Source organism: Enterobacter cloacae complex sp. IR5458 (assembly GCF_049238025.1).
Lineage (GTDB): Bacteria > Pseudomonadota > Gammaproteobacteria > Enterobacterales > Enterobacteriaceae > Enterobacter > Enterobacter kobei.
Genome location: NZ_JBMKIF010000011.1, coordinates 90,001 through 108,751, shown reverse-complemented (window position 1 = coordinate 108,751; position 18,751 = coordinate 90,001). Strand labels below are relative to the sequence as shown.

17 protein-coding genes are annotated in these 18,751 nt (G+C 57.4%); 12 read left to right on the top strand and 5 right to left on the bottom strand.

Features of this window, described 5'->3' with window-relative positions; translation table 11 throughout:
- Positions 1–218 precede the first annotated feature (218 nt).
- From arnB to arnF, 7 genes are read left to right on the top strand one after another with little or no spacing between them, the layout of a single operon-like run.
- Positions 219–1,358, top strand: coding sequence for a UDP-4-amino-4-deoxy-L-arabinose aminotransferase (gene arnB / locus ACOTYN_RS11615; RefSeq protein WP_023331508.1), 1,140 nt, complete (start codon positions 219–221; stop codon positions 1,356–1,358).
- Position 1,359: 1 nt separating this feature from the next.
- Entirely contained in the window at positions 1,360–2,343 is a 984-nt protein-coding gene (arnC, locus tag ACOTYN_RS11610; protein ID WP_045135446.1) for an undecaprenyl-phosphate 4-deoxy-4-formamido-L-arabinose transferase, read from the top strand.
- Complete coding sequence (arnA, locus tag ACOTYN_RS11605; protein WP_014885570.1) at positions 2,340–4,322, top strand: bifunctional UDP-4-amino-4-deoxy-L-arabinose formyltransferase/UDP-glucuronic acid oxidase ArnA; 1,983 nt, start codon at positions 2,340–2,342, stop codon at positions 4,320–4,322. Before arnC ends, arnA begins: the two co-directional genes overlap by 4 nt.
- Positions 4,319–5,221 (top strand): 4-deoxy-4-formamido-L-arabinose-phosphoundecaprenol deformylase, encoded by a 903-nt coding sequence (gene arnD, locus ACOTYN_RS11600; protein WP_332957807.1) that lies wholly within the window; start codon positions 4,319–4,321, stop codon positions 5,219–5,221. Before arnA ends, arnD begins: the two co-directional genes overlap by 4 nt.
- Positions 5,218–6,873 carry a lipid IV(A) 4-amino-4-deoxy-L-arabinosyltransferase gene (gene arnT / locus ACOTYN_RS11595; protein ID WP_332957809.1) on the top strand — a complete coding sequence of 552 codons (1,656 nt, stop codon included), beginning with the start codon at positions 5,218–5,220 and terminating at the stop codon, positions 6,871–6,873. Before arnD ends, arnT begins: the two co-directional genes overlap by 4 nt.
- Positions 6,873–7,208 (top strand): 4-amino-4-deoxy-L-arabinose-phosphoundecaprenol flippase subunit ArnE, encoded by a 336-nt coding sequence (gene arnE, locus ACOTYN_RS11590; RefSeq protein WP_014885567.1) that lies wholly within the window; start codon positions 6,873–6,875, stop codon positions 7,206–7,208. Before arnT ends, arnE begins: the two co-directional genes overlap by 1 nt.
- Positions 7,205–7,609, top strand: a complete 405-nt coding sequence (gene arnF / locus ACOTYN_RS11585; protein ID WP_069602432.1) for a 4-amino-4-deoxy-L-arabinose-phosphoundecaprenol flippase subunit ArnF — start codon at positions 7,205–7,207, stop codon at positions 7,607–7,609. The genes arnE and arnF overlap by 4 nt, the downstream gene beginning before the upstream one ends.
- Here arnF and acpT read toward each other — a convergent pair.
- The gene (gene acpT / locus ACOTYN_RS11580; protein ID WP_063434672.1) at positions 7,566–8,162 is read right to left on the bottom strand and encodes a 4'-phosphopantetheinyl transferase AcpT; all 597 of its coding nucleotides are present in this window, start codon (positions 8,160–8,162) and stop codon (positions 7,566–7,568) included. The genes arnF and acpT overlap by 44 nt on opposite strands.
- 100 nt (positions 8,163–8,262) lie before the next feature.
- Positions 8,263–9,312 (bottom strand): AI-2E family transporter, encoded by a 1,050-nt coding sequence (locus tag ACOTYN_RS11575; RefSeq protein WP_014885564.1) that lies wholly within the window; start codon positions 9,310–9,312, stop codon positions 8,263–8,265.
- Positions 9,313–9,457: 145 nt separating this feature from the next.
- Here ACOTYN_RS11575 and ACOTYN_RS11570 point away from each other — a divergent pair, with 145 nt between their 5' ends.
- Positions 9,458–10,675 carry an MFS transporter gene (locus ACOTYN_RS11570; protein ID WP_045135451.1) on the top strand — a complete coding sequence of 406 codons (1,218 nt, stop codon included), beginning with the start codon at positions 9,458–9,460 and terminating at the stop codon, positions 10,673–10,675.
- Positions 10,676–10,678: 3 nt separating this feature from the next.
- On the opposite strand, the gene ACOTYN_RS11565 is transcribed toward ACOTYN_RS11570, so the two are convergent.
- Complete coding sequence (locus ACOTYN_RS11565; RefSeq protein WP_023309515.1) at positions 10,679–11,236, bottom strand: DcrB family lipoprotein; 558 nt, start codon at positions 11,234–11,236, stop codon at positions 10,679–10,681.
- Positions 11,237–11,308: 72 nt separating this feature from the next.
- Complete coding sequence (locus ACOTYN_RS11560; protein WP_014885561.1) at positions 11,309–11,974, bottom strand: 7-cyano-7-deazaguanine/7-aminomethyl-7-deazaguanine transporter; 666 nt, start codon at positions 11,972–11,974, stop codon at positions 11,309–11,311.
- 167 nt (positions 11,975–12,141) lie between these two features.
- On the opposite strand from ACOTYN_RS11560, the gene tusA reads away from it, so the two are divergent.
- Positions 12,142–12,384, top strand: coding sequence for a sulfurtransferase TusA (gene tusA, locus ACOTYN_RS11555; RefSeq protein ID WP_014885560.1), 243 nt, complete (start codon positions 12,142–12,144; stop codon positions 12,382–12,384).
- A gap of 100 nt (positions 12,385–12,484) precedes the next feature.
- On the opposite strand, the gene yhgN is transcribed toward tusA, so the two are convergent.
- On the bottom strand, positions 12,485–13,078 hold the full coding sequence (gene yhgN / locus ACOTYN_RS11550; protein ID WP_003861574.1) for an NAAT family transporter YhgN: 594 nt from the start codon (positions 13,076–13,078) through the stop codon (positions 12,485–12,487).
- 177 nt (positions 13,079–13,255) lie between these two features.
- Here yhgN and asd point away from each other — a divergent pair, with 177 nt between their 5' ends.
- From asd to glgX, 3 genes are all read left to right on the top strand, one after another.
- Positions 13,256–14,359 (top strand): aspartate-semialdehyde dehydrogenase, encoded by a 1,104-nt coding sequence (asd, locus tag ACOTYN_RS11545; protein WP_023331502.1) that lies wholly within the window; start codon positions 13,256–13,258, stop codon positions 14,357–14,359.
- A 230-nt stretch (positions 14,360–14,589) separates the two neighbouring features.
- A complete protein-coding gene (gene glgB, locus ACOTYN_RS11540) occupies positions 14,590–16,776 on the top strand; it encodes a 1,4-alpha-glucan branching enzyme (protein WP_014885558.1) in 2,187 nt (728 codons plus the stop codon).
- Positions 16,773–18,746, top strand: a complete 1,974-nt coding sequence (gene glgX / locus ACOTYN_RS11535) for a glycogen debranching protein GlgX (RefSeq protein ID WP_071922817.1) — start codon at positions 16,773–16,775, stop codon at positions 18,744–18,746. Before glgB ends, glgX begins: the two co-directional genes overlap by 4 nt.
- The last annotated feature ends 5 nt before the right edge of the window (positions 18,747–18,751 follow it).

The window sequence follows — 18,751 nt, the reverse complement described above, 5'->3', positions numbered from 1 at the left end:
AAAACGTTGTGAAGATCACAATAAAAAATATTTAATATTAATTTAACTTGTTGTTTTTAAAGTGTCTGCTAGTAGTTCTATAACGTTATAAACGTTGTCTTAATTTTTCCCTAAGAAATGAAAGCTATTTTGATATGAGTTTATGGTTCGTTGAAATAAACGGACCGGCATTTGGTTAATATCAAAAACGTGCCATTTTTATTGCAAGGAAATTAATAATGAGTGATTTTCTGCCCTTTTCGCGACCCTCAATGGGTGCCGAAGAAATGGCGGCGGTTCAGGACGTTTTGATGTCGGGCTGGATCACCACGGGGCCTAAAAATCAGGAGCTTGAAGAGGCATTTTGTCACCTGACGGGCAATCAGCATGCGATTGCCGTCTGTTCTGCCACCGCGGGCATGCATGTCACGCTGATGGCGCTGAATATTGGCCCCGGCGATGAAGTGATCACCCCCTCCCAGACCTGGGTTTCCACGCTAAATATGATCGTGTTGCTGGGTGCCACACCGGTGATGATTGATGTGGACAACGACACGTTGATGGTGACGCCTGACGCCGTTGAAGCGGCGATAACCTCGCGTACTAAAGCCATTATCCCCGTCCATTATGCTGGCGCACCGTGTGACATCGACGCGATTCATGCCATTGGCGAACGTCACGGTATTCCCGTTATTGAAGATGCTGCCCATGCCGCCGGAACCTATTACAAGAACCGCCATGTGGGCTGGAAAGGGACGGCGATTTTTTCCTTCCACGCCATTAAAAATATGACCTGTGCAGAAGGCGGTTTAGTTGTCACGGATAACGCTCAGCTTGCTGCGCGGATCCGCAGTCTGAAATTCCACGGCCTGGGGGTGGATGCCTATGACCGCCAGACGCACGGTCGTGCACCGCAGGCTGAAGTGATCTCGCCGGGCTATAAATACAACCTGGCGGATATTAACGCCGCGCTGGCGCTGGTGCAGTTGGGCAAATTAAAAGAGGCCAACAAACGCCGTGAGGAAATCGCGCAACGCTACCTGCGGGAGCTGGCCGATACGCCGTTCCAGCCGCTGACCATTCCAGCATGGCCGCACGTTCACGCCTGGCACCTGTTTATTATTCGCGTTGATGAAGCCCGCTGCGGTATTTCACGCGACAACCTGATGGCGGCGCTGAAGGAGAAGGGCATCGGTACCGGCCTGCACTTCCGTGCGGCGCACACTCAAAAATACTACCGCGAGCGTTTTCCTGATGTATCGCTCCCGAATTCGGAATGGAATAGCGCGCGTATTTGTTCTCTCCCTCTTTTCCCGGACATGACTCATGACGACACAACCCGCGTCATTACCGCGCTCCATCAGCTTGCAGGACATTGATATGTTCAGTGCACCACCCGTACAAAAAGTTTCCGTCGTCATTCCTGTTTATAACGAACAGGAGAGCCTGCCTGAACTGATTCGCCGCACGACGGCCGCCTGCGAGACGCTTGGCAAAGCGTATGAAATTCTTCTGGTGGACGACGGCAGTAGCGATGACTCCGCAATGATGCTGACCGATGCTGCCCAGGCTGAAGGCAGCCATATTGTTGCCGTGCTGCTGAACCGTAACTACGGCCAGCACTCGGCGATCATGGCCGGATTTAGCCACGTTACGGGCGATCTGATCATCACTCTGGACGCGGATCTGCAAAACCCGCCGGAGGAGATCCCACGCCTGGTGGCGAAAGCCGATGAAGGCTATGACGTGGTCGGCACGGTGCGTCAGAACCGTCAGGACAGCCTGTTCCGCAAGCTGGCCTCACGCACTATCAACCGTCTTATCCAGCGTACGACCGGTAAAGCGATGGGCGATTACGGCTGCATGCTGCGCGCTTACCGCCGTCATATTGTCGACGCCATGCTGCATTGCCACGAGCGCAGCACGTTTATTCCGATCCTCGCTAACACGTTCGCCCGTAAGGCAACGGAAATCCCGGTCCTGCATGCCGAGCGCGAGCACGGGGAATCGAAGTACAGCTTCATGCGTCTCATCAACCTGATGTACGACCTTATCACCTGCCTGACCACCACGCCGCTGCGTCTGCTGAGCGTTTTCGGCAGCATCATCGCGCTGGCGGGGTTCGCGCTCTCCGTCCTGCTGGTGGTGCTGCGGCTGGTCTTTGGCCCGCAGTGGGCGGCTGAAGGGGTCTTCATGCTTTTTGCCGTGCTGTTTATGTTCATCGGTGCCCAGTTTGTCGGCATGGGCCTGCTCGGTGAATACATTGGCCGAATTTATAACGATGTCCGCGCACGTCCGCGCTACTTTATTCAACGTGTTGTCCGTCAGGAACACAAAGCATCTCAAGAGGAAATCCACCCATGAAAGCTGTTGTATTTGCCTATCACGATATGGGTTGCACGGGCACGCTGGCCCTGCTGGAAGCGGGCTATGACATTGCGGCAATCTTTACCCATCCGGACACGGCGGGCGAAAATCACTTTTTCAGCTCAGTGGCGCGCATCGCCGCCGAGCGGGGGATTCCGGTTTATGCCCCGGACGACGTGAACCATCCGCTGTGGGTGGAGCGCATCCGCGCGCTTGCCCCTGATGTCATCTTCTCGTTTTACTATCGCAACCTGATCTGCGACGAGATCCTCGGCCTGGCCGCAAAAGGAGCATTTAACCTTCACGGCTCACTGCTGCCAGCCTACCGTGGGCGCGCGCCGCTGAACTGGGTGCTGGTGAACGGCGAAACGGAAACGGGCGTGACCCTGCACCGGATGGTCCACCGTGCGGATGCGGGGGCCATCATTGCCCAGCACCGCGTGGCAATCGATGCGGATGAAACGGCGCTGCAGCTGCACCAGAAACTTTGCACCGTGGCACAAAGCCTGCTGCGCGACGCGCTGCCAGCTATCCTGAACGGCACCTTCAGCGAGACCGCGCAGGATGAGAGCAAAGCAAGTACCTTCGGTCGCCGCACGCCGGAGGATGGTCGTCTGGACTGGAACCAACCTGCTCGCCAGCTTCACAACCTGGTGCGCGCCGTGACCGACCCATGGCCGGGGGCATACAGCTTTGCGGGCGTGAGCAAGTTTATCGTCTGGAAATCCCGCGTGCGCGACGACATCCCGGCGGCAAAACCGGGCACCGTTGTCTCCGTCTCCCCGCTGATTGTAAGCTGCGGCGAGCAGGCGCTGGAGATTATTACCGGGCAAACCGACAGCGGTCTTTACGTGCAGGGCACGCAGCTGGCCCAGTCTCTGGGGCTGGTCGCCGGGGCGCTGATCACAAGCGCCCCGGTGGTTGCTGTTAAACGCCGCACCCGCGTGCTGATCCTCGGCGTGAACGGCTTTATCGGTAACCACCTGACTGAACGCCTGCTCAAAGACGATAACTACGAAATCTATGGCCTGGATATTGGCGCGGATGCGATCAGTCGTTTCCTCGACAACCCACGCTTCCACTTCGTGGAAGGGGATATCAGCATCCATTCCGAGTGGATTGAATACCACATTAAAAAATGTGACGTGGTACTGCCGCTGGTCGCCATCGCCACGCCTATTGAGTACACCCGTAACCCGCTGCGCGTGTTCGAGCTGGACTTCGAGGAGAACCTGAAGATCATTCGCGACTGCGTGAAATACGACAAGCGCATCATCTTCCCGTCCACCTCTGAAGTGTACGGCATGTGTACCGACAAAAACTTCGACGAAGACACCTCTAACCTGGTGGTCGGGCCGATCAACAAACAGCGCTGGATCTACTCTGTTTCCAAACAACTGCTGGACCGCGTGATTTGGGCCTACGGTGAGAAAGAGGGGCTGCGCTTTACCCTGTTCCGTCCGTTCAACTGGATGGGCCCGCGTCTGGATAACCTGAACGCGGCGCGTATCGGTAGCTCCCGTGCGATCACCCAGCTGATCCTGAACCTGGTGGAAGGCTCACCGATTAAGCTTATTGAAGGCGGCAAACAGAAACGCTGCTTCACGGATATCAGCGACGGTATCGAAGCGCTGTTCCGCATCATCGAAAACAAAGATAACCGCTGCAACGGTCAAATCATCAACATCGGGAACCCTGACAACGAAGCGAGCATTCGCGAACTGGCTGAGATGCTGCTGGCCAGCTTTGAGCGCCATCCGCTGCGAGATAAATTCCCACCGTTTGCCGGTTTCCGCGAAGTGGAAAGCAGCAGCTACTACGGTAAAGGCTACCAGGACGTTGAGCACCGTAAGCCGAGCATTCGCAATGCGAAGCGCTGCCTGAACTGGACACCGACGGTGAAGATGGAGCAAACCATTGACGAGACGCTCGATTTCTTCCTGCGCACCGTGGAGCTGTCGGAACAGGTCTCATGAAAAAAGTCGGTTTACGCATTGATGTCGACACCTTCAGGGGAACGCGTGACGGCGTCCCCAGGCTGCTGGAACTGCTGAGCAAGCACGGTGTGCGTGCCAGCATCTTCTTCAGCGTGGGGCCTGACAACATGGGACGCCATTTATGGCGTCTGATTAAACCGGCATTTCTGTTCAAAATGCTGCGCTCACGCGCAGCATCTCTCTACGGCTGGGATATTCTGCTGGCCGGCACCGCCTGGCCCGGTAGACGCATCGGCGCGGGTAACGAAGCGGTTATCCGTGAGGCGGCGCAGCAGCATGAGGTCGGCCTGCATGCCTGGGATCATCACGCCTGGCAGGCGTGGGCAGGCGTCTGGGATATCCCGCGTCTCTCCCGTGAAGTCGAACGTGGGATGCTGGAGCTGGAGGCCATCACCGGTCAGCCCGTGCGCTGTTCCGCCGTGGCAGGATGGCGTGCGGATCAACGGGTCGTAAAGGCCAAAGAAGCCTTTGCGTTTCGCTACAACAGCGATTGCCGCGGAACCGGGCCGTTTTTGCCGCTGTTAGGCGCAAATCACTACGGTACGGTGCAAATTCCGGTCACGCTTCCCACCTGGGATGAAGTGGTCGGACGTGAGGTGAAGGCGGAAGAATTTAATCGTTATATTCTGGACCGTATGTATCGCGATACGGGTACGCCGGTGTATACCATCCATGCAGAAGTAGAGGGGATTGCGTATCAGCATGATTTCGATGCGTTGCTGACCCTGGCCGCTCAGGAGGGCATTGAATTCTGCCCGTTGAGCGAGCTGCTGCCCGACGACCTCAGCACCCTGCCTGTGGGAAAAATTGTCCGTAATGAACTGGCTGGCCGGGAAGGCTGGCTTGGCCATCAACACACCGTGAGTCCGGTCCCATGAAAACAGCCCGTTATGGCTTAGCGCTTCTCGCACTGTTTATCGTTTACTACCTCATTCCTGTCGATGTCCGCCTGCTGTGGCAGCCTGACGAAACGCGCTATGCGGAAATCAGCCGCGAAATGCTGGCATCGGGTGACTGGGTCGTCCCGCATTTTCTGGGGCTGCGTTACTTTGAAAAACCGATTGCTGGCTACTGGATCAACAGTCTCGGGCAGTTGCTGTTCGGGCACACCAACTTTGCCGTACGCGCCGGGGCGATATTCTCCACCGGGTTAACGGCGCTGCTGGTGATCTGGATGGCCTGGCGTCTCTGGCGGGATAAGCGAGTAGCCATTTTCTCCGGCCTTATCTTCCTGACCCTGTTCCTGGTGTACGGTATCGGCACGTATGCGGTGCTGGATCCTATCATCACCCTGTGGCTGGTGGCGGCGATGTGCAGCTTCTGGCTGGCCTCGCAGGCCCAAACCGTGGCCGGAAAAGCGGGTGGCTATGTGCTGCTTGGGCTGGCCTGCGGGATGGGGGTGATGACCAAAGGCTTCCTCGCGCTGGCCGTTCCGGTGATTGGCGTGCTGCCGTGGGTGATCGTCCAGAAGCGCTGGAAAGAGGTGCTGATTTTTGGCTGGCTCGCGATCCTGAGCTGCGTGCTGATTGTCCTGCCGTGGGCGCTGGCGATTGCACATCGGGAGCCTGATTTCTGGCGTTACTTCTTCTGGGTTGAACATATTCAGCGTTTTGCCCAGAGCGACGCCCAGCATAAAGCCCCGTTCTGGTATTACCTGCCGTTCCTGCTCGCGGGCAGCCTGCCGTGGCTGGCACTGCTGCCGGGCGCGTTTCGTCTCGGCTGGAATGACAGACAAAGCGCGGGGGGAGGATTCTATCTGCTGGGCTGGGTGGTGATGCCGCTGCTGTTCTTCAGCATCGCCAAAGGCAAACTGCCGACCTACATCCTGCCCTGTTTTGCCCCGCTGGCTATCCTGATGGCGCGCTATGCCTGCGTCGCGGCGGAAAAAGGTGCGAGAGCGTTGCGCATTAACGGTGGGATTAACCTGGCGTTTGGGGTGATCGGCGTGATTGCGGCGCTGGTGGTCTCGCCATGGGGGCTGGCTAAGCATCCGGTCTGGACGCCGGTCGAACTGTACAAAGTGTTCTGTGCAGTGGTGGCGTTCCTCTTCTGGGCCGCGGTGGGCTGGTTTACGTTCAGACAGAGTCAGCAGCGCTGGTGGCTGGCAGCCTTGTGTCCTGCAGGCCTGGCATTGCTGATTGGTTTTGCCATTCCTAACCTGGTGGTGGATTCCAAACAGCCGCAGTCGCTGGTCGATACCGTGCGCGAGCCGCTTCGGGAAAGCCGATTTGTGCTGGCCAATAACGTTGGCGTGGCCGCGGGTCTGGCGTGGGAGCTGAAGCGTAATGACATTACGCTGTTTGGTCAGAGCGGCGAACTGCGTTACGGGCTGGATTATCCCGATGTGAAAGATCGTTACGTCGACAAAGATGACTTCGCGCAGTGGCTGGCGACGCATCGTCAGCAGGGGCGTGTGTCGCTGGTGGTTCTGCTGTCAAAGCGTGACGATATCTCACGGGCGAATTTACCGCAGCCGGACAATCTCTATATCCAGGGACGGTTTGCCTTGCTGGAGTATCTGCCGAAGTGATGACCTGGACCTGGCTGGTACTGGCAAGCTTGCTCAGCTGCGCGGGGCAGTTATGCCAGAAACAGGCCACCCGTCCGGCGAAAGCCGGGCGGCGCGGCGCGCACATTATGTTGTGGCTGGGTCTGGCAGGGCTGGCGCTGGGTAGCGGAATGCTGGTCTGGCTGGTGGTGCTGCAACGCCTGCCCGTTGGCGTCGCCTATCCTATGCTGAGCCTCAACTTTGTCTGGGTAACGCTGGCGGCAAAAGTATTCTGGCGCGAACACGTTGCTGCGCACCACTGGCTGGGGGTCGGGTTTATCATCATTGGGATTATCGTGCTGGGAGGAAGCCTGTGAAAGGCGCGTTCTGGGCGTTATGCAGCGTGCTGTTAGTCAGCGCCGCACAGCTGTTGCTGCGCGATGCCATGCAGGCACTGCCGCCGGTCAGCGATGTTCTGGCGCTTATTTCCGCGCTGTGGCACTTCTCATCCGGCACGGGCGCGCTGCTGCTGGGGTTGATGGGGTATGTGGCCTCTATGGGCTGCTGGTATCTGGCGCTGCATCGAATGGCGCTCAGCAAAGCATATGCCTTGCTGAGCCTCAGTTATATTCTGGTGTGGGCCGCGGCAATCGTCCTGCCCGGCTGGGGGGAACACTTCTCCTGGCACGGGCTGGTGGGCGTCGGGTTTATTATGCTGGGTGTACTAACGATTTTTAGGCCAGCACGTCGTCAGCAGAATGAATCAGGCCGGCGCTAAGTTCGAAGGGCGTTGCGGTACAGACCGCAAGACTCAGCGAGTCTATGCGGCAGTGGCTGACTGAATGAAACGCGCTGGCGGTACTGTCAATGCTAACCATTTGCCAGGCGTGACCGCCGCACTGTTTAACGATCGCTTCTTTTCGCGTCCAGATACGCCAGAATGCCGTAAGCTGGCGCTCTGGCGTTTCCTTTTCCAGCTCTTCATGCTCGGCGCCGCTGAAGACGGCATTAGCGAGCGTGCGCCAGTTATCCTGCGGGCGAATACGTTCCAGGGAACAGCCCACGTTACCTTCGTCACTGATAATTAACGCAATCTCATCTCCCGAGTGGCTAAGGCTGAACCACAGCGGATAGTCGCCGGCAAAAAGGGGTTTCCCCTGTTCGTTGTGGATAATCTCCGGGAGTGGCGTCGGCGCCAACAGACGCGAAAGCAACCCGCGTCCAGCGAGCCAGCGCGCGCGATGGGCGCCTTCGGGCGCGTGTCGGGAGAGCGCTTGAGCCCAGCGGTTGGTGCTCAGCGAGGAGATTTTTCCCAGAAAAACCTGGTACATATAACGTCTGGCCTTCAGTCAAACAGAGAGTCGCAAAGTTGCGCGGCGAAACCATTACTATAATCTATTGTCCCCGATAATGGCTAACCCGACCAGCGGCTTAGCCCGGCAACCGGCTTTTGGGTCGTCCCGGCCCCAGCAGGATCGCCAGCTTGCTGCCCCCTTTGGTGGTCTCCATCCAGATTTTACATACGCTGGTCAGCGGAACCGACAGCAGCATCCCAACCGGGCCCAGCAGCCATCCCCAAATCAGTAAGGATAAAAATACCACCAGCGTCGACATGCCCAGCCGGTGCCCCATCATGCGCGGCTCGAGAATATTCCCCAGCACCATATGCACGACGAGGAACAGCGCGCCGACCAGCATACATTCATAAAATCCATTAAACAGAAACGCCTGAATCATCGGCGGCACGGCGGAGAGCACGGCGCCAATGTTGGGAACGTAGTTCAGCAGAAATGCCAGCACCCCCCACATCAGGGCGAACTGGACGCCCATCAGCATCAGCCCCAGCCAGACAATGATCCCGGTCCATACGCTCAACAGCGTTTTCAGCGCCAGATATTTGGACACGCCCTTCAGCGCGCGGTGTAAACCGGCAATATGGATTTGCGGGTTATTTAATGCAAAACGCAGCTTGTAGGGCACATGACGGACTTCGAACAGCATGAACACCACCGTCATGACCAGCAGCAAAATGCTGGCCATCGCGCCGGAAAGACCGGTCATCAGCGTGGTGGCGTAGGTCATAACTTTCTCTGAATCCATCCTGCGCAGCATCCGTTCTGGCGAGATATGCAGATTAAGAAAGGGCATCATCTCCTGCAGGGCGATGATTTTGCGCGTCAGCTCTTTATTGTACTGCGGCAGCATGGTGGAGAATTCGCTCAGCGATGCGGCCAGTACGCCGAAGAGTGCCGTCAGGCCAATCAGCATTACAATCACCACAATAGTGATGGCCACCGGGCGGCTAACGCCCCGGCGTAAAAACCAGGTCACCAGCGGATTGAGAACAATGGCAAAAAAGAGTGCCAGCAGAAGCTGGACGATAATGTCAGCGGCAGCATGAATACCCGCAAGGATAACCACCAGACAGGCGAGTTTTAATAAAATGTGGAGTCCTGCTTTATCGGGCTGGGGGGAGATCATGCGCGTTCCTTAGTAAGATGACGCATTAAGTGTAGTGCCTGGCTTCCGCTTCGTCTGGCACCGATAATCTGAAAGTCGGGGCTGATTTTCTGATGGCGTCGTGGTAATAGTGAAACACTGTTGCAAAAAATTCAGGTCTAACTCCATGCCCGAACCTGCCGCTGAACCGGCGCTGAGCGGATTGCGCCTCAATCTGCGTATTGTTTCCGTCGTCATTTTCAACTTTGCCAGTTATCTGACCATTGGTCTGCCGCTGGCGGTCTTGCCGGGCTATGTCCACGACGTAATGGGGTTTAGCGCATTCTGGGCGGGGCTGGTGATTAGCCTGCAGTATTTCGCCACGCTGTTAAGCCGGCCGCATGCCGGGCGCTACGCGGACATGTTCGGACCAAAAAGCATCGTCGTGGTGGGGTTGTGCGGCTGTTTCCTCAGTGGCCTGAGCTACCTGCTGGCGGCCACAACCAGCGCCTGGCCGCTGGTCAGTCTGACGCTCCTCTGCCTGGGCCGCGTCATCCTCGGTATTGGGCAAAGTCTGGCGGGAACCGGCTCCACGCTGTGGGGCGTGGGCGTTGTCGGCGCATCACACATTGGCCGGGTGATCTCCTGGAACGGAATTGTTACCTACGGCGCGATGGCGCTCGGTGCACCGCTCGGCGTGGCCTGTTATGCCTTTGGCGGGCTCTATGGACTCGCCATCACCATTATGGTGGTCGCGCTTCTGGCGATTCTGTTTGCCCTGCCGCGCCCGAAAGTAAAGGCCAGCAAGGGCAAGCCACTGCCGTTTCGGGCTGTGCTGGGCCGCGTATGGCCGTACGGTATGGCACTGGCCCTGGCGACGACCGGCTTCGGCGTCATTGCGACCTTCATTACCCTGTTCTATGACGCCAAAGGCTGGGAGGGCGCGGCCTTTGCGTTAACCCTCTTTAGCGTGGCGTTTGTTGGCGCGCGCCTGCTTTTCCCGAACGGCATCAACCGTCTGGGTGGGCTGAATGTGGCGATGATCTGCTTTGCGGTCGAGATAGTCGGGCTGCTGTTGACCGGTATCGCCAGTGCACCCTGGATGGCGAAAATGGGTGTCTTCCTTGCGGGGGCCGGTTTCTCGCTGGTCTTCCCGGCGCTGGGCGTGGTGGCGGTGAAAGCGGTGCCGCAGCAGAACCAGGGCGCGGCGCTGGCGACCTATACGGTATTTATGGATATGTCGTTAGGCATTACCGGGCCGCTGGCGGGGCTGGTGATGGCCTGGGCAGGGGTACCGGTGATTTATCTTGCCGCAGCGGGTCTGGTGATAATTGCCTTGTTACTGACGTGGCGGCTAAAAAAATGGCCCCCGGTGCAAGCACCGGAGGCCACGTCATCATCGTGAAGGTTACTGGATCACGATGGTGTTAATGATGTTTTCAGCCGCCGTCTGCGCTTTCTGCTGATCTTCCGCTGGCAGGGTGATCTGCAGGGTCAGCAGTTTGTTATCCACCTTGCCCAGCACCACAGAAGAGTAAGCGGTCTGGCCTTTGGCAGAGATGATGCTGTCCAGCTGTTGCAGCGTGTGGCCTTTCAGCTCGATGGATTTATTGGTCACCACCTGCAGCTGCGGATCGCGGCCGCGCTGCTGATCTTCCAGACGTTTAGACAGGACGGCCAGGTCTTCGCTGGTGTCGTCGCCCACAATCACAATGACCGCTTTCTGACCGGTTGCGTCGGAGTAAACGTGCATGTTGTTCGCCTGGGTACCCAGCTTGCCGCTCTGGTCAGTCATATCGGCTGGCAGAGAGAAACTGAGTTTGCCATCCATCAGATTCACCGGCTGGCCGGTCGCGTTGCTCTCTGCGGATGCGCCCTGAGCAGGCGTTTTCGTGTCGCTGTTATCACAGGCTGCAAGACCCACAACCAGCAGGCCAATCCCGACATATTTAACCAGATTGCGCATTGACTTCTTCCTTTCGATAAACGGCCATAACGGCTCATTCGTCCATCTTATCACAACTGATAAAGCGAACCCTTAACCAGCCTGCAATGCCGTGATTTCAGATTTATCTGCCAGCCTTTTCAGCAGCATATTCAGCAGCACGCCGTACATTGGCAGGAAGAAGACAATGCTGATGAGGACCTTGAAGCAGTAGTCCACCAGCGCAATTTCCATCCAGTGCTCGGCCATAAAGGCATCCGGGCTGCGCCAGAAAGCGATGAAGAAGAAGGCCAGCGTATCGCTCACGTTACCGAATAGCGTGGAGGCGGTAGGCGCCATCCACCAGCGATGGTTCTGGCGCAGACGGTTAAACACGTGCACGTCAAGGATCTGCCCCAGCGCGTAGGCCATAAAGCTTGCCGCGGCGATACGGGCGACAAACAGGTTGAAGTGCGTCAGCGCCTCAACGCCCTGCCAGCTTCCCATATAAAACAGGGACGACACCACGTATGAGATGAACAGCGCCGGAAGCATGACCGCAAAAATAATGCGGCGGGCCAGCGGTGCGCCAAAAATACGCACGGTCAAATCCGTGGCGAGGAAAATAAACGGAAAACTGAACGCGCCCCAGGTGGTATGAAAACCAAAGATGGAGATGGGGAGCTGCACCAGATAGTTACTGGACGTGATCACCAGTAAATGAAAAAGCGAAAGCCAGAACAACGCTTTAACGCGCTGTGATTCAGAGAACTGCGTCATATTGTGACCTTTTTATACGTTGGGGTGAGGGAACCCAATAAAAACCGCAGCATGATACTGCTTTGGCTGGACATTGCAATGGTTGATTTTTGCGCAATCGTTAACCTGGTTTGCATTGTCCGCCACCGGGCGTAAACTACAGCCGTTTTTACCAGACCGAGAAGACCATGACCGACCTGTTTTCCAGCCCAGACCATACCCTTGATGCTCAGGGCCTTCGCTGCCCGGAGCCGGTAATGATGGTACGCAAGACCGTGCGTAACATGCAGCCCGGTGAAACGCTGCTGATTATTGCAGACGACCCGGCCACGACCCGCGATATTCCCGGGTTTTGTACCTTTATGGAGCATGAGCTTGTGGCGCAGCAGACAGAAGCGCTGCCGTACCGGTATTTGATTCGTAAGGGGTAGGTGGTCCGCCGCTGCGGTCTGATGCCCTCACCCCGGCCTCTCCCACGGGGAGAGGGGGCAAACACTAAAAATGGCCACTGCGTGGCCATTTTGCTTTTACCTAGCCTTTCATCCACGCGCGGATCCCGTCCAGGAACATCTGCGTCGCCATCATCACCAGAATCAGCCCCATCAGGCGCTCCAGCGCGTTAACCCCTTTCTCCCCCAGCAGGCGCAAGAACAGCGACGATTGCAGCAGGATGATAAATGTCCCGCCCCAGGCGATAAGCAGGGCAATCACCAGGTGGCTCATTTGATTCGGATACTGATGTGACAGCAGCATCAGGGTGGCCAGAATGGTCGGCCCGGCGACGAGGGGAATCGCCAGCGGTACGATAAACGGCTCTTCGCCCGCGGGCAGGCCGCTGCTGCTCCCTTCGGCGCTCGGGAAAATCATCTTAATGGCAATCAGGAACAGAATAATCCCGCCGGAAATGGAGACCGTTTCTGCGCGCAGGTTCAGGAAGGCGAGGATCTTTTCTCCCGCAAACAGGAAGATAAACATCACCAGCAGGGCGATGAGCAGCTCGCGGATCATGATCGCCCGGCGGCGCTTCGGCTCAGTGTGCTTCAGCACCGACATGAAGATAGGCAGGTTGCCCAGTGGATCCATTATCAGGATCAATAAAACCGCTGCGGAAATGATTTCACTCATGTAAATTATCCCTGAACATCTCTATGGTTATTATGATAATTAGCTGTATTTCTGATTGCCGGGCAATCATCGATTAATTTCGCTTGCGACTTTGGCAGCATTTTGTAATGTGAAGCATATCCCAGTTCAATACTGGCTTGCACAATCAGCACACACCCTCAGCAGGAAAAAAATGCTATGAAAAACGTTGGTTTCATCGGCTGGCGCGGTATGGTCGGCTCTGTACTCATGCAACGCATGGTTGAAGAGCGCGATTTCGACGCTATCCGCCCGGTCTTCTTCTCCACTTCCCAGCTCGGCCAGGCTGCACCGTCCTTTGGTGGTACCACAGGCACGTTGCAGGATGCTTACGATCTGGAAGCGTTGAAGGCACTTGATATTATTGTGACCTGCCAGGGCGGCGATTATACCAACGAAATCTATCCAAAGCTGCGTGAAAGCGGCTGGCAGGGCTACTGGATTGACGCGGCCTCTTCGCTGCGCATGAAAGACGATGCCATCATTATTCTCGACCCGGTTAACCAGGGCGTGATCACCGATGGCCTGAACAACGGTGTGAAAACCTTTGTCGGTGGTAACTGCACCGTCAGCCTGATGCTGATGTCCCTTGGCGGCCTGTTTGCGCAGGATCTGGTTGAATGGGTTTCCGTGGCGACCTACCAGGCCGCGTCCGGCGGCGGCGCGCGTCATATGCGCGAGCTGCTGACCCAGATGGGCCAGCTGCACCACAGCGTCGCAACCGAGCTGGCAAACCCGGCATCCGCGATCCTCGATATCGAGCGTAAAGTCACCGATCTGACCCGCAGCGGCGCGCTGCCGGTGGATAACTTTGGCGTACCGCTGGCCGGTGGCCTGATCCCGTGGATCGACAAACAGCTGGATAACGGCCAGACCCGCGAAGAGTGGAAAGGTCAGGCTGAGACCAACAAAATCCTCAATACCGCGAACACCATTCCGGTTGACGGTCTGTGCGTGCGTATCGGCGCACTGCGCTGCCACAGCCAGGCCTTCACCATTAAACTGAAAAAAGATGTGTCTATTCCGACCGTGGAAGAGCTGCTGGCCGCGCACAACCCGTGGGCGAAAGTGGTACCAAACGATCGCGATATCACCATGCGTGAGCTGACCCCGGCTGCCGTCACCGGCACGCTGACCACGCCGGTTGGCCGTCTGCGTAAGCTGAACATGGGGCCGGAGTACCTCTCCGCGTTCACCGTCGGTGACCAGCTCCTGTGGGGCGCCGCCGAACCGCTGCGCCGCATGCTACGCCAGCTGGCGTAATAATTTGTTAATGACCGGGGGTGATTTTCACCCCCTTTTTTTGCGTACTACATGGAGTAACACGCGTATGTCTTATTTTTTATCAGGAGTCATGTAGAGCGTTGGCTATGCTTTAAGGAAGAGTCATTTCTTACCTGAGGTTAGGACGGGACTGAGTGGATACCCGTCAGGTCACATTAAAGTCGTCCCAGGCGCTAAAAAAGGACGACATAAAAAACAGGATGAATACCATGTCCGATCGTGTGGATAGAGACGTGATTAATGCGCTTATTGCGGGTCATTTTGCCGACCCCTTTTCCGTGCTGGGGATGCACCGTACAGAGGCCGGGCTGGAAGTTCGGGCGTTGTTACCGGATGCGACCGAAGTGTGGGTCATTGAGCCCAAAACCGGCCGCAAGGTGGCCAATCTTGAATGCCTCGACTCGCGTGGCTTCTTCTCGGGCATCATGCCCCGTCGTAAAAACCCCTTTCGTTATCAACTCGCCGTTATCTGGCACGGCCAGCAAAACCTGATTGATGATCCTTACAGCTTCGGTCCGCTCTTAAAAGAGATGGACGCCTGGCTGCTGTCTGAAGGTACGCATCTGCGCCCTTATGAAACGCTGGGTGCTCATGCGGATACCATGGACGGCATCACCGGCACGCGTTTTGCGGTGTGGGCGCCTAACGCCCAGCGCGTCTCCGTTGTCGGGCAGTTCAACTACTGGGACGGTCGTCGCCATCCGATGCGTCTGCGCCGGGAGACGGGCATCTGGGAGCTGTTTATCCCGGGGGCGCATAACGGCCAGCTCTACAAATTCGAAATGATCGATGCTCACGGCAAGCTGCGCATTAAAGCCGACCCGTATGCTTTCGAGGCGCAGATGCGTCCGGACACGGCGTCGCTGATTTGCGGCCTGCCGGAGAAGGTGGTCCAGACGGAAGAGCGTAAACAGGCCAACCGCTTTGATGCGCCGATCTCCGTCTATGAAGTGCATCTCGGCTCCTGGCGCCGCCACACCGATAACAACTTCTGGCTGAGCTACCGGGAACTCGCCGACCAGCTGGTGCCGTACGCTAAATGGATGGGCTTTACCCACCTCGAACTGCTGCCGGTTAACGAGCATCCGTTCGACGGCAGCTGGGGCTACCAGCCAACCGGGCTGTATGCCCCAACACGCCGCTTCGGCACGCGCGATGACTTCCGCTATTTCATTAATGCCGCGCACGCCGCCGGGCTGAACGTGATCCTCGACTGGGTGCCTGGTCATTTCCCTTCTGATGACTTTGCGCTGGCAGAGTTTGACGGCACAAAACTGTACGAGCACAGCGACCCGCGCGAAGGCTATCACCAGGACTGGAACACGCTGATCTACAACTATGGTCGTCGTGAAGTCGCGAACTATCTGGTCGGTAATGCCCTGTACTGGATTGAGCGCTTCGGCATTGATGCCCTGCGCGTGGATGCGGTGGCGTCAATGATCTACCGCGACTACAGCCGCAAAGAGGGCGAGTGGATCCCGAACGAGTATGGCGGCCGCGAAAACCTGGAAGCGATTGAATTCCTGCGCAGCACTAACCGTATTATCGGTGAGCAGGTCGAGGGTGCGGTTACCATGGCGGAGGAGTCGACGGACTTTGCAGGCGTCTCCCGACCCCCGTCATCAGGCGGTCTGGGGTTCTGGTATAAGTGGAACCTGGGCTGGATGCACGACACGCTCGACTACATGAAGCTCGACCCGGTGTACCGTCAGTACCATCACGACAAGCTCACCTTCGGCTTGCTCTATAACTACACCGAAAACTTCATGCTGCCGCTGTCGCACGATGAAGTGGTGCACGGCAAAAAATCCATTCTCGACCGTATGCCGGGCGATGCGTGGCAGAAGTTTGCCAACCTGCGCGCCTACTACGGCTGGATGTTTGCCTTCCCGGGTAAAAAACTGCTGTTTATGGGCAATGAATTTGCCCAGGGGCGCGAGTGGAACCACGACTCCAGTCTCGACTGGCATTTGCTGGAAGGCGGCGACAACTGGCACCACGGCGTGCAGCGTCTGGTGCGTGACCTGAACCTGACCTATCGCCATCACAAAGCCCTCCACGAGCTGGATTTCGACCCCTACGGCTTCGAGTGGCTGGTAGTGGACGACCATGAGCGTTCGGTATTTGTCTTTGTGCGTCGTGATAAAGCCGGCAACGAAATCATCGTCGCCAGTAACTTCACGCCGGTACCGCGCGAACACTACCGCTTTGGCATTAACCAGCCGGGGAAATGGCGCGAAATTCTGAATACCGATTCCATGCACTACCACGGCAGCAACGCCGGTAACGGCGGGCTGGTACAGAGCGACGCCATCGAAAGCCACGGGCGGCCAAACTCCCTGAGCCTGACGCTGCCGCCGCTTGGCACTATCTGGCTGATGCGGGAGGGTGAATGACGCAGCTTACGGCAGGTCATCCCGAACCGCTCGGCGCGCGTTTTGACGGTAAGGGCGTGAACTTCTCGCTCTTTTCCGCTCACGCGGAGCGGGTGGAACTTTGTGTGTTTGACGGGGAAGGTAACGAGCACCGTTACGATTTACCGTCTCGCACAGGGGATATCTGGCACGGGTACCTGTCCGGCGGGCGTCCGGGGATGCATTACGGTTTTCGCGTACACGGTCCGTGGCAACCGGCTCAGGGGCACTGGTTTAACCCGGCGAAGCTGTTGATTGACCCGTGCGCGCACCGCGTCGATGGCGAGTTTAAAGACGACCCGCTGTTTCACGTCGGCTACGGTGAGCCCGACCACCGCGACAGCGCGCCGGTCGTGCCCAAAAGCGTGGTGGTGAACGACCTCTACGACTGGGAAGACGATGCTCCGCCGCGCACGCCGTGGGGCAACACCGTGATTTATGAAGCGCATGTCAAAGGGCTGACCTGGCTGCACCCGTCGATACCCAACGCGATGCGCGGCACCTATCAGGCACTCGGCCATCCGACGATGATTGCCTATCTGAAACACCTCGGTATCACCGCGCTGGAACTGCTCCCCGTCGCCCATTTCGCCAATGAACCCCGTCTGCAGCGGCTGGGGCTGAGCAACTACTGGGGCTACAACCCGCTGGCGATGTTTGCCCTTGAACCCCGCTACGCCGCCCATCCGGAGACGGCGCGGGACGAGTTTCGTGATGCGGTGAAGGCGCTGCACGCGGCGGGCATTGAGGTCATTCTGGACGTGGTGCTGAACCACAGCGCTGAAAGCGATCTCGACGGCCCGACGCTCTCCATGCGCGGAATTGATAACCGTAGCTATTATTGGATCAGAGAGGATGGCGATTACGAGAACTGGACCGGCTGCGGTAACACCCTCAACCTCAGCCATCCAGCGGTCACGCATTTTGCTTATGAATGCCTGAAATACTGGGTTGAGACGTTCCACGTCGACGGTTTTCGTTTCGACCTGGCGCCCGTCATGGGGCGCACGCCGGCATTCAGCCAGCAGGCTCCTCTGTTTGAGGCCATCAAAAATTGCCCGATGCTCTCGCAGGTGAAACTGATCGCCGAGCCGTGGGACATCGGTGAGGGTGGCTATCAGGTGGGGAATTTCCCGCCGCTGTTTGCCGAGTGGAACGACCATTATCGCGATGCCATGCGCCGCTTCTGGCTGGCGCGCGATCTGTCACTGGGGGAGTTCGCCGGGCGCTTTGCCGCCTCCAGCGATCTCTTCAGGCGCGACGGCAAACGGCCGTCGGCCACCATTAATCTGGTGACGGCGCACGACGGTTTTACGCTGCGCGACTGCGTTTGTTTCAATCAGAAACACAATGAAGCGAACGGCGAAGAGAATCGCGATGGCACTAACAATAACCATAGCTTTAATCATGGTATAGAAGGATTAGGCGGGAGCCTGGACGTGATTGAGCGGCGTCGCGCCAGCGTTCATGCGCTGCTGACGACGCTTTTGTTATCGCAGGGCACGCCGATGCTGCTGGCGGGCGATGAGCACGGCCACAGTCAGCACGGCAACAATAACGCCTATTGCCAGGACAATACCCTGACCTGGCTCGACTGGGGTGAGGCGAACAGTGGACTGACCCATTTCACCGCAGCGCTGATCCACCTTCGCCAGCAGATCCCCGCGCTCACCGCCGATCGCTGGTGGGAAGAGTGCGACGGCAACGTTCGCTGGCTGAATAAAGACGCGCAACCGTTGAGTGCGCAAGAGTGGCAACACGGCATCACCTGTCTGCAAATCCTGCTGTCGGATAAGTGGCTGGTGACGCTGAACGCGACGGATGACGTCGCAGAGATTGTTTTACCTGACGGGGAATGGCGCGCTGTTCCCCCCTTTGCCGGAGCGGATAATCCGGTAGTAATGGCTGTCTGGCACGGGCCTGCGCACGGAGTGTGCGTATTCCAAAGATGATAAAA

What these genes read in the sequence shown, in the direction of transcription:
- yhgN (WP_003861574.1), bottom strand. Translation starts at nt 13,078, where the DNA reads ATGAGTGAAATCATTTCCGCAGCGGTTTTATTGATCCTGATAATGGAT.
- ACOTYN_RS11565 (WP_023309515.1), bottom strand. Translation starts at nt 11,236, where the DNA reads ATGCGCAATCTGGTTAAATATGTCGGGATTGGCCTGCTGGTTGTGGGT.
- arnE (WP_014885567.1), top strand. Translation starts at nt 6,873, where the DNA reads ATGACCTGGACCTGGCTGGTACTGGCAAGCTTGCTCAGCTGCGCGGGG.
- ACOTYN_RS11560 (WP_014885561.1), bottom strand. Translation starts at nt 11,974, where the DNA reads ATGACGCAGTTCTCTGAATCACAGCGCGTTAAAGCGTTGTTCTGGCTT.
- asd (WP_023331502.1), top strand. Translation starts at nt 13,256, where the DNA reads ATGAAAAACGTTGGTTTCATCGGCTGGCGCGGTATGGTCGGCTCTGTA.
- ACOTYN_RS11570 (WP_045135451.1), top strand. Translation starts at nt 9,458, where the DNA reads ATGCCCGAACCTGCCGCTGAACCGGCGCTGAGCGGATTGCGCCTCAAT.
- ACOTYN_RS11575 (WP_014885564.1), bottom strand. Translation starts at nt 9,312, where the DNA reads ATGATCTCCCCCCAGCCCGATAAAGCAGGACTCCACATTTTATTAAAA.
- arnA (WP_014885570.1), top strand. Translation starts at nt 2,340, where the DNA reads ATGAAAGCTGTTGTATTTGCCTATCACGATATGGGTTGCACGGGCACG.
- arnD (WP_332957807.1), top strand. Translation starts at nt 4,319, where the DNA reads ATGAAAAAAGTCGGTTTACGCATTGATGTCGACACCTTCAGGGGAACG.
- arnT (WP_332957809.1), top strand. Translation starts at nt 5,218, where the DNA reads ATGAAAACAGCCCGTTATGGCTTAGCGCTTCTCGCACTGTTTATCGTT.
- acpT (WP_063434672.1), bottom strand. Translation starts at nt 8,162, where the DNA reads ATGTACCAGGTTTTTCTGGGAAAAATCTCCTCGCTGAGCACCAACCGC.
- tusA (WP_014885560.1), top strand. Translation starts at nt 12,142, where the DNA reads ATGACCGACCTGTTTTCCAGCCCAGACCATACCCTTGATGCTCAGGGC.
- arnC (WP_045135446.1), top strand. Translation starts at nt 1,360, where the DNA reads ATGTTCAGTGCACCACCCGTACAAAAAGTTTCCGTCGTCATTCCTGTT.
- arnB (WP_023331508.1), top strand. Translation starts at nt 219, where the DNA reads ATGAGTGATTTTCTGCCCTTTTCGCGACCCTCAATGGGTGCCGAAGAA.
- glgB (WP_014885558.1), top strand. Translation starts at nt 14,590, where the DNA reads ATGTCCGATCGTGTGGATAGAGACGTGATTAATGCGCTTATTGCGGGT.
- glgX (WP_071922817.1), top strand. Translation starts at nt 16,773, where the DNA reads ATGACGCAGCTTACGGCAGGTCATCCCGAACCGCTCGGCGCGCGTTTT.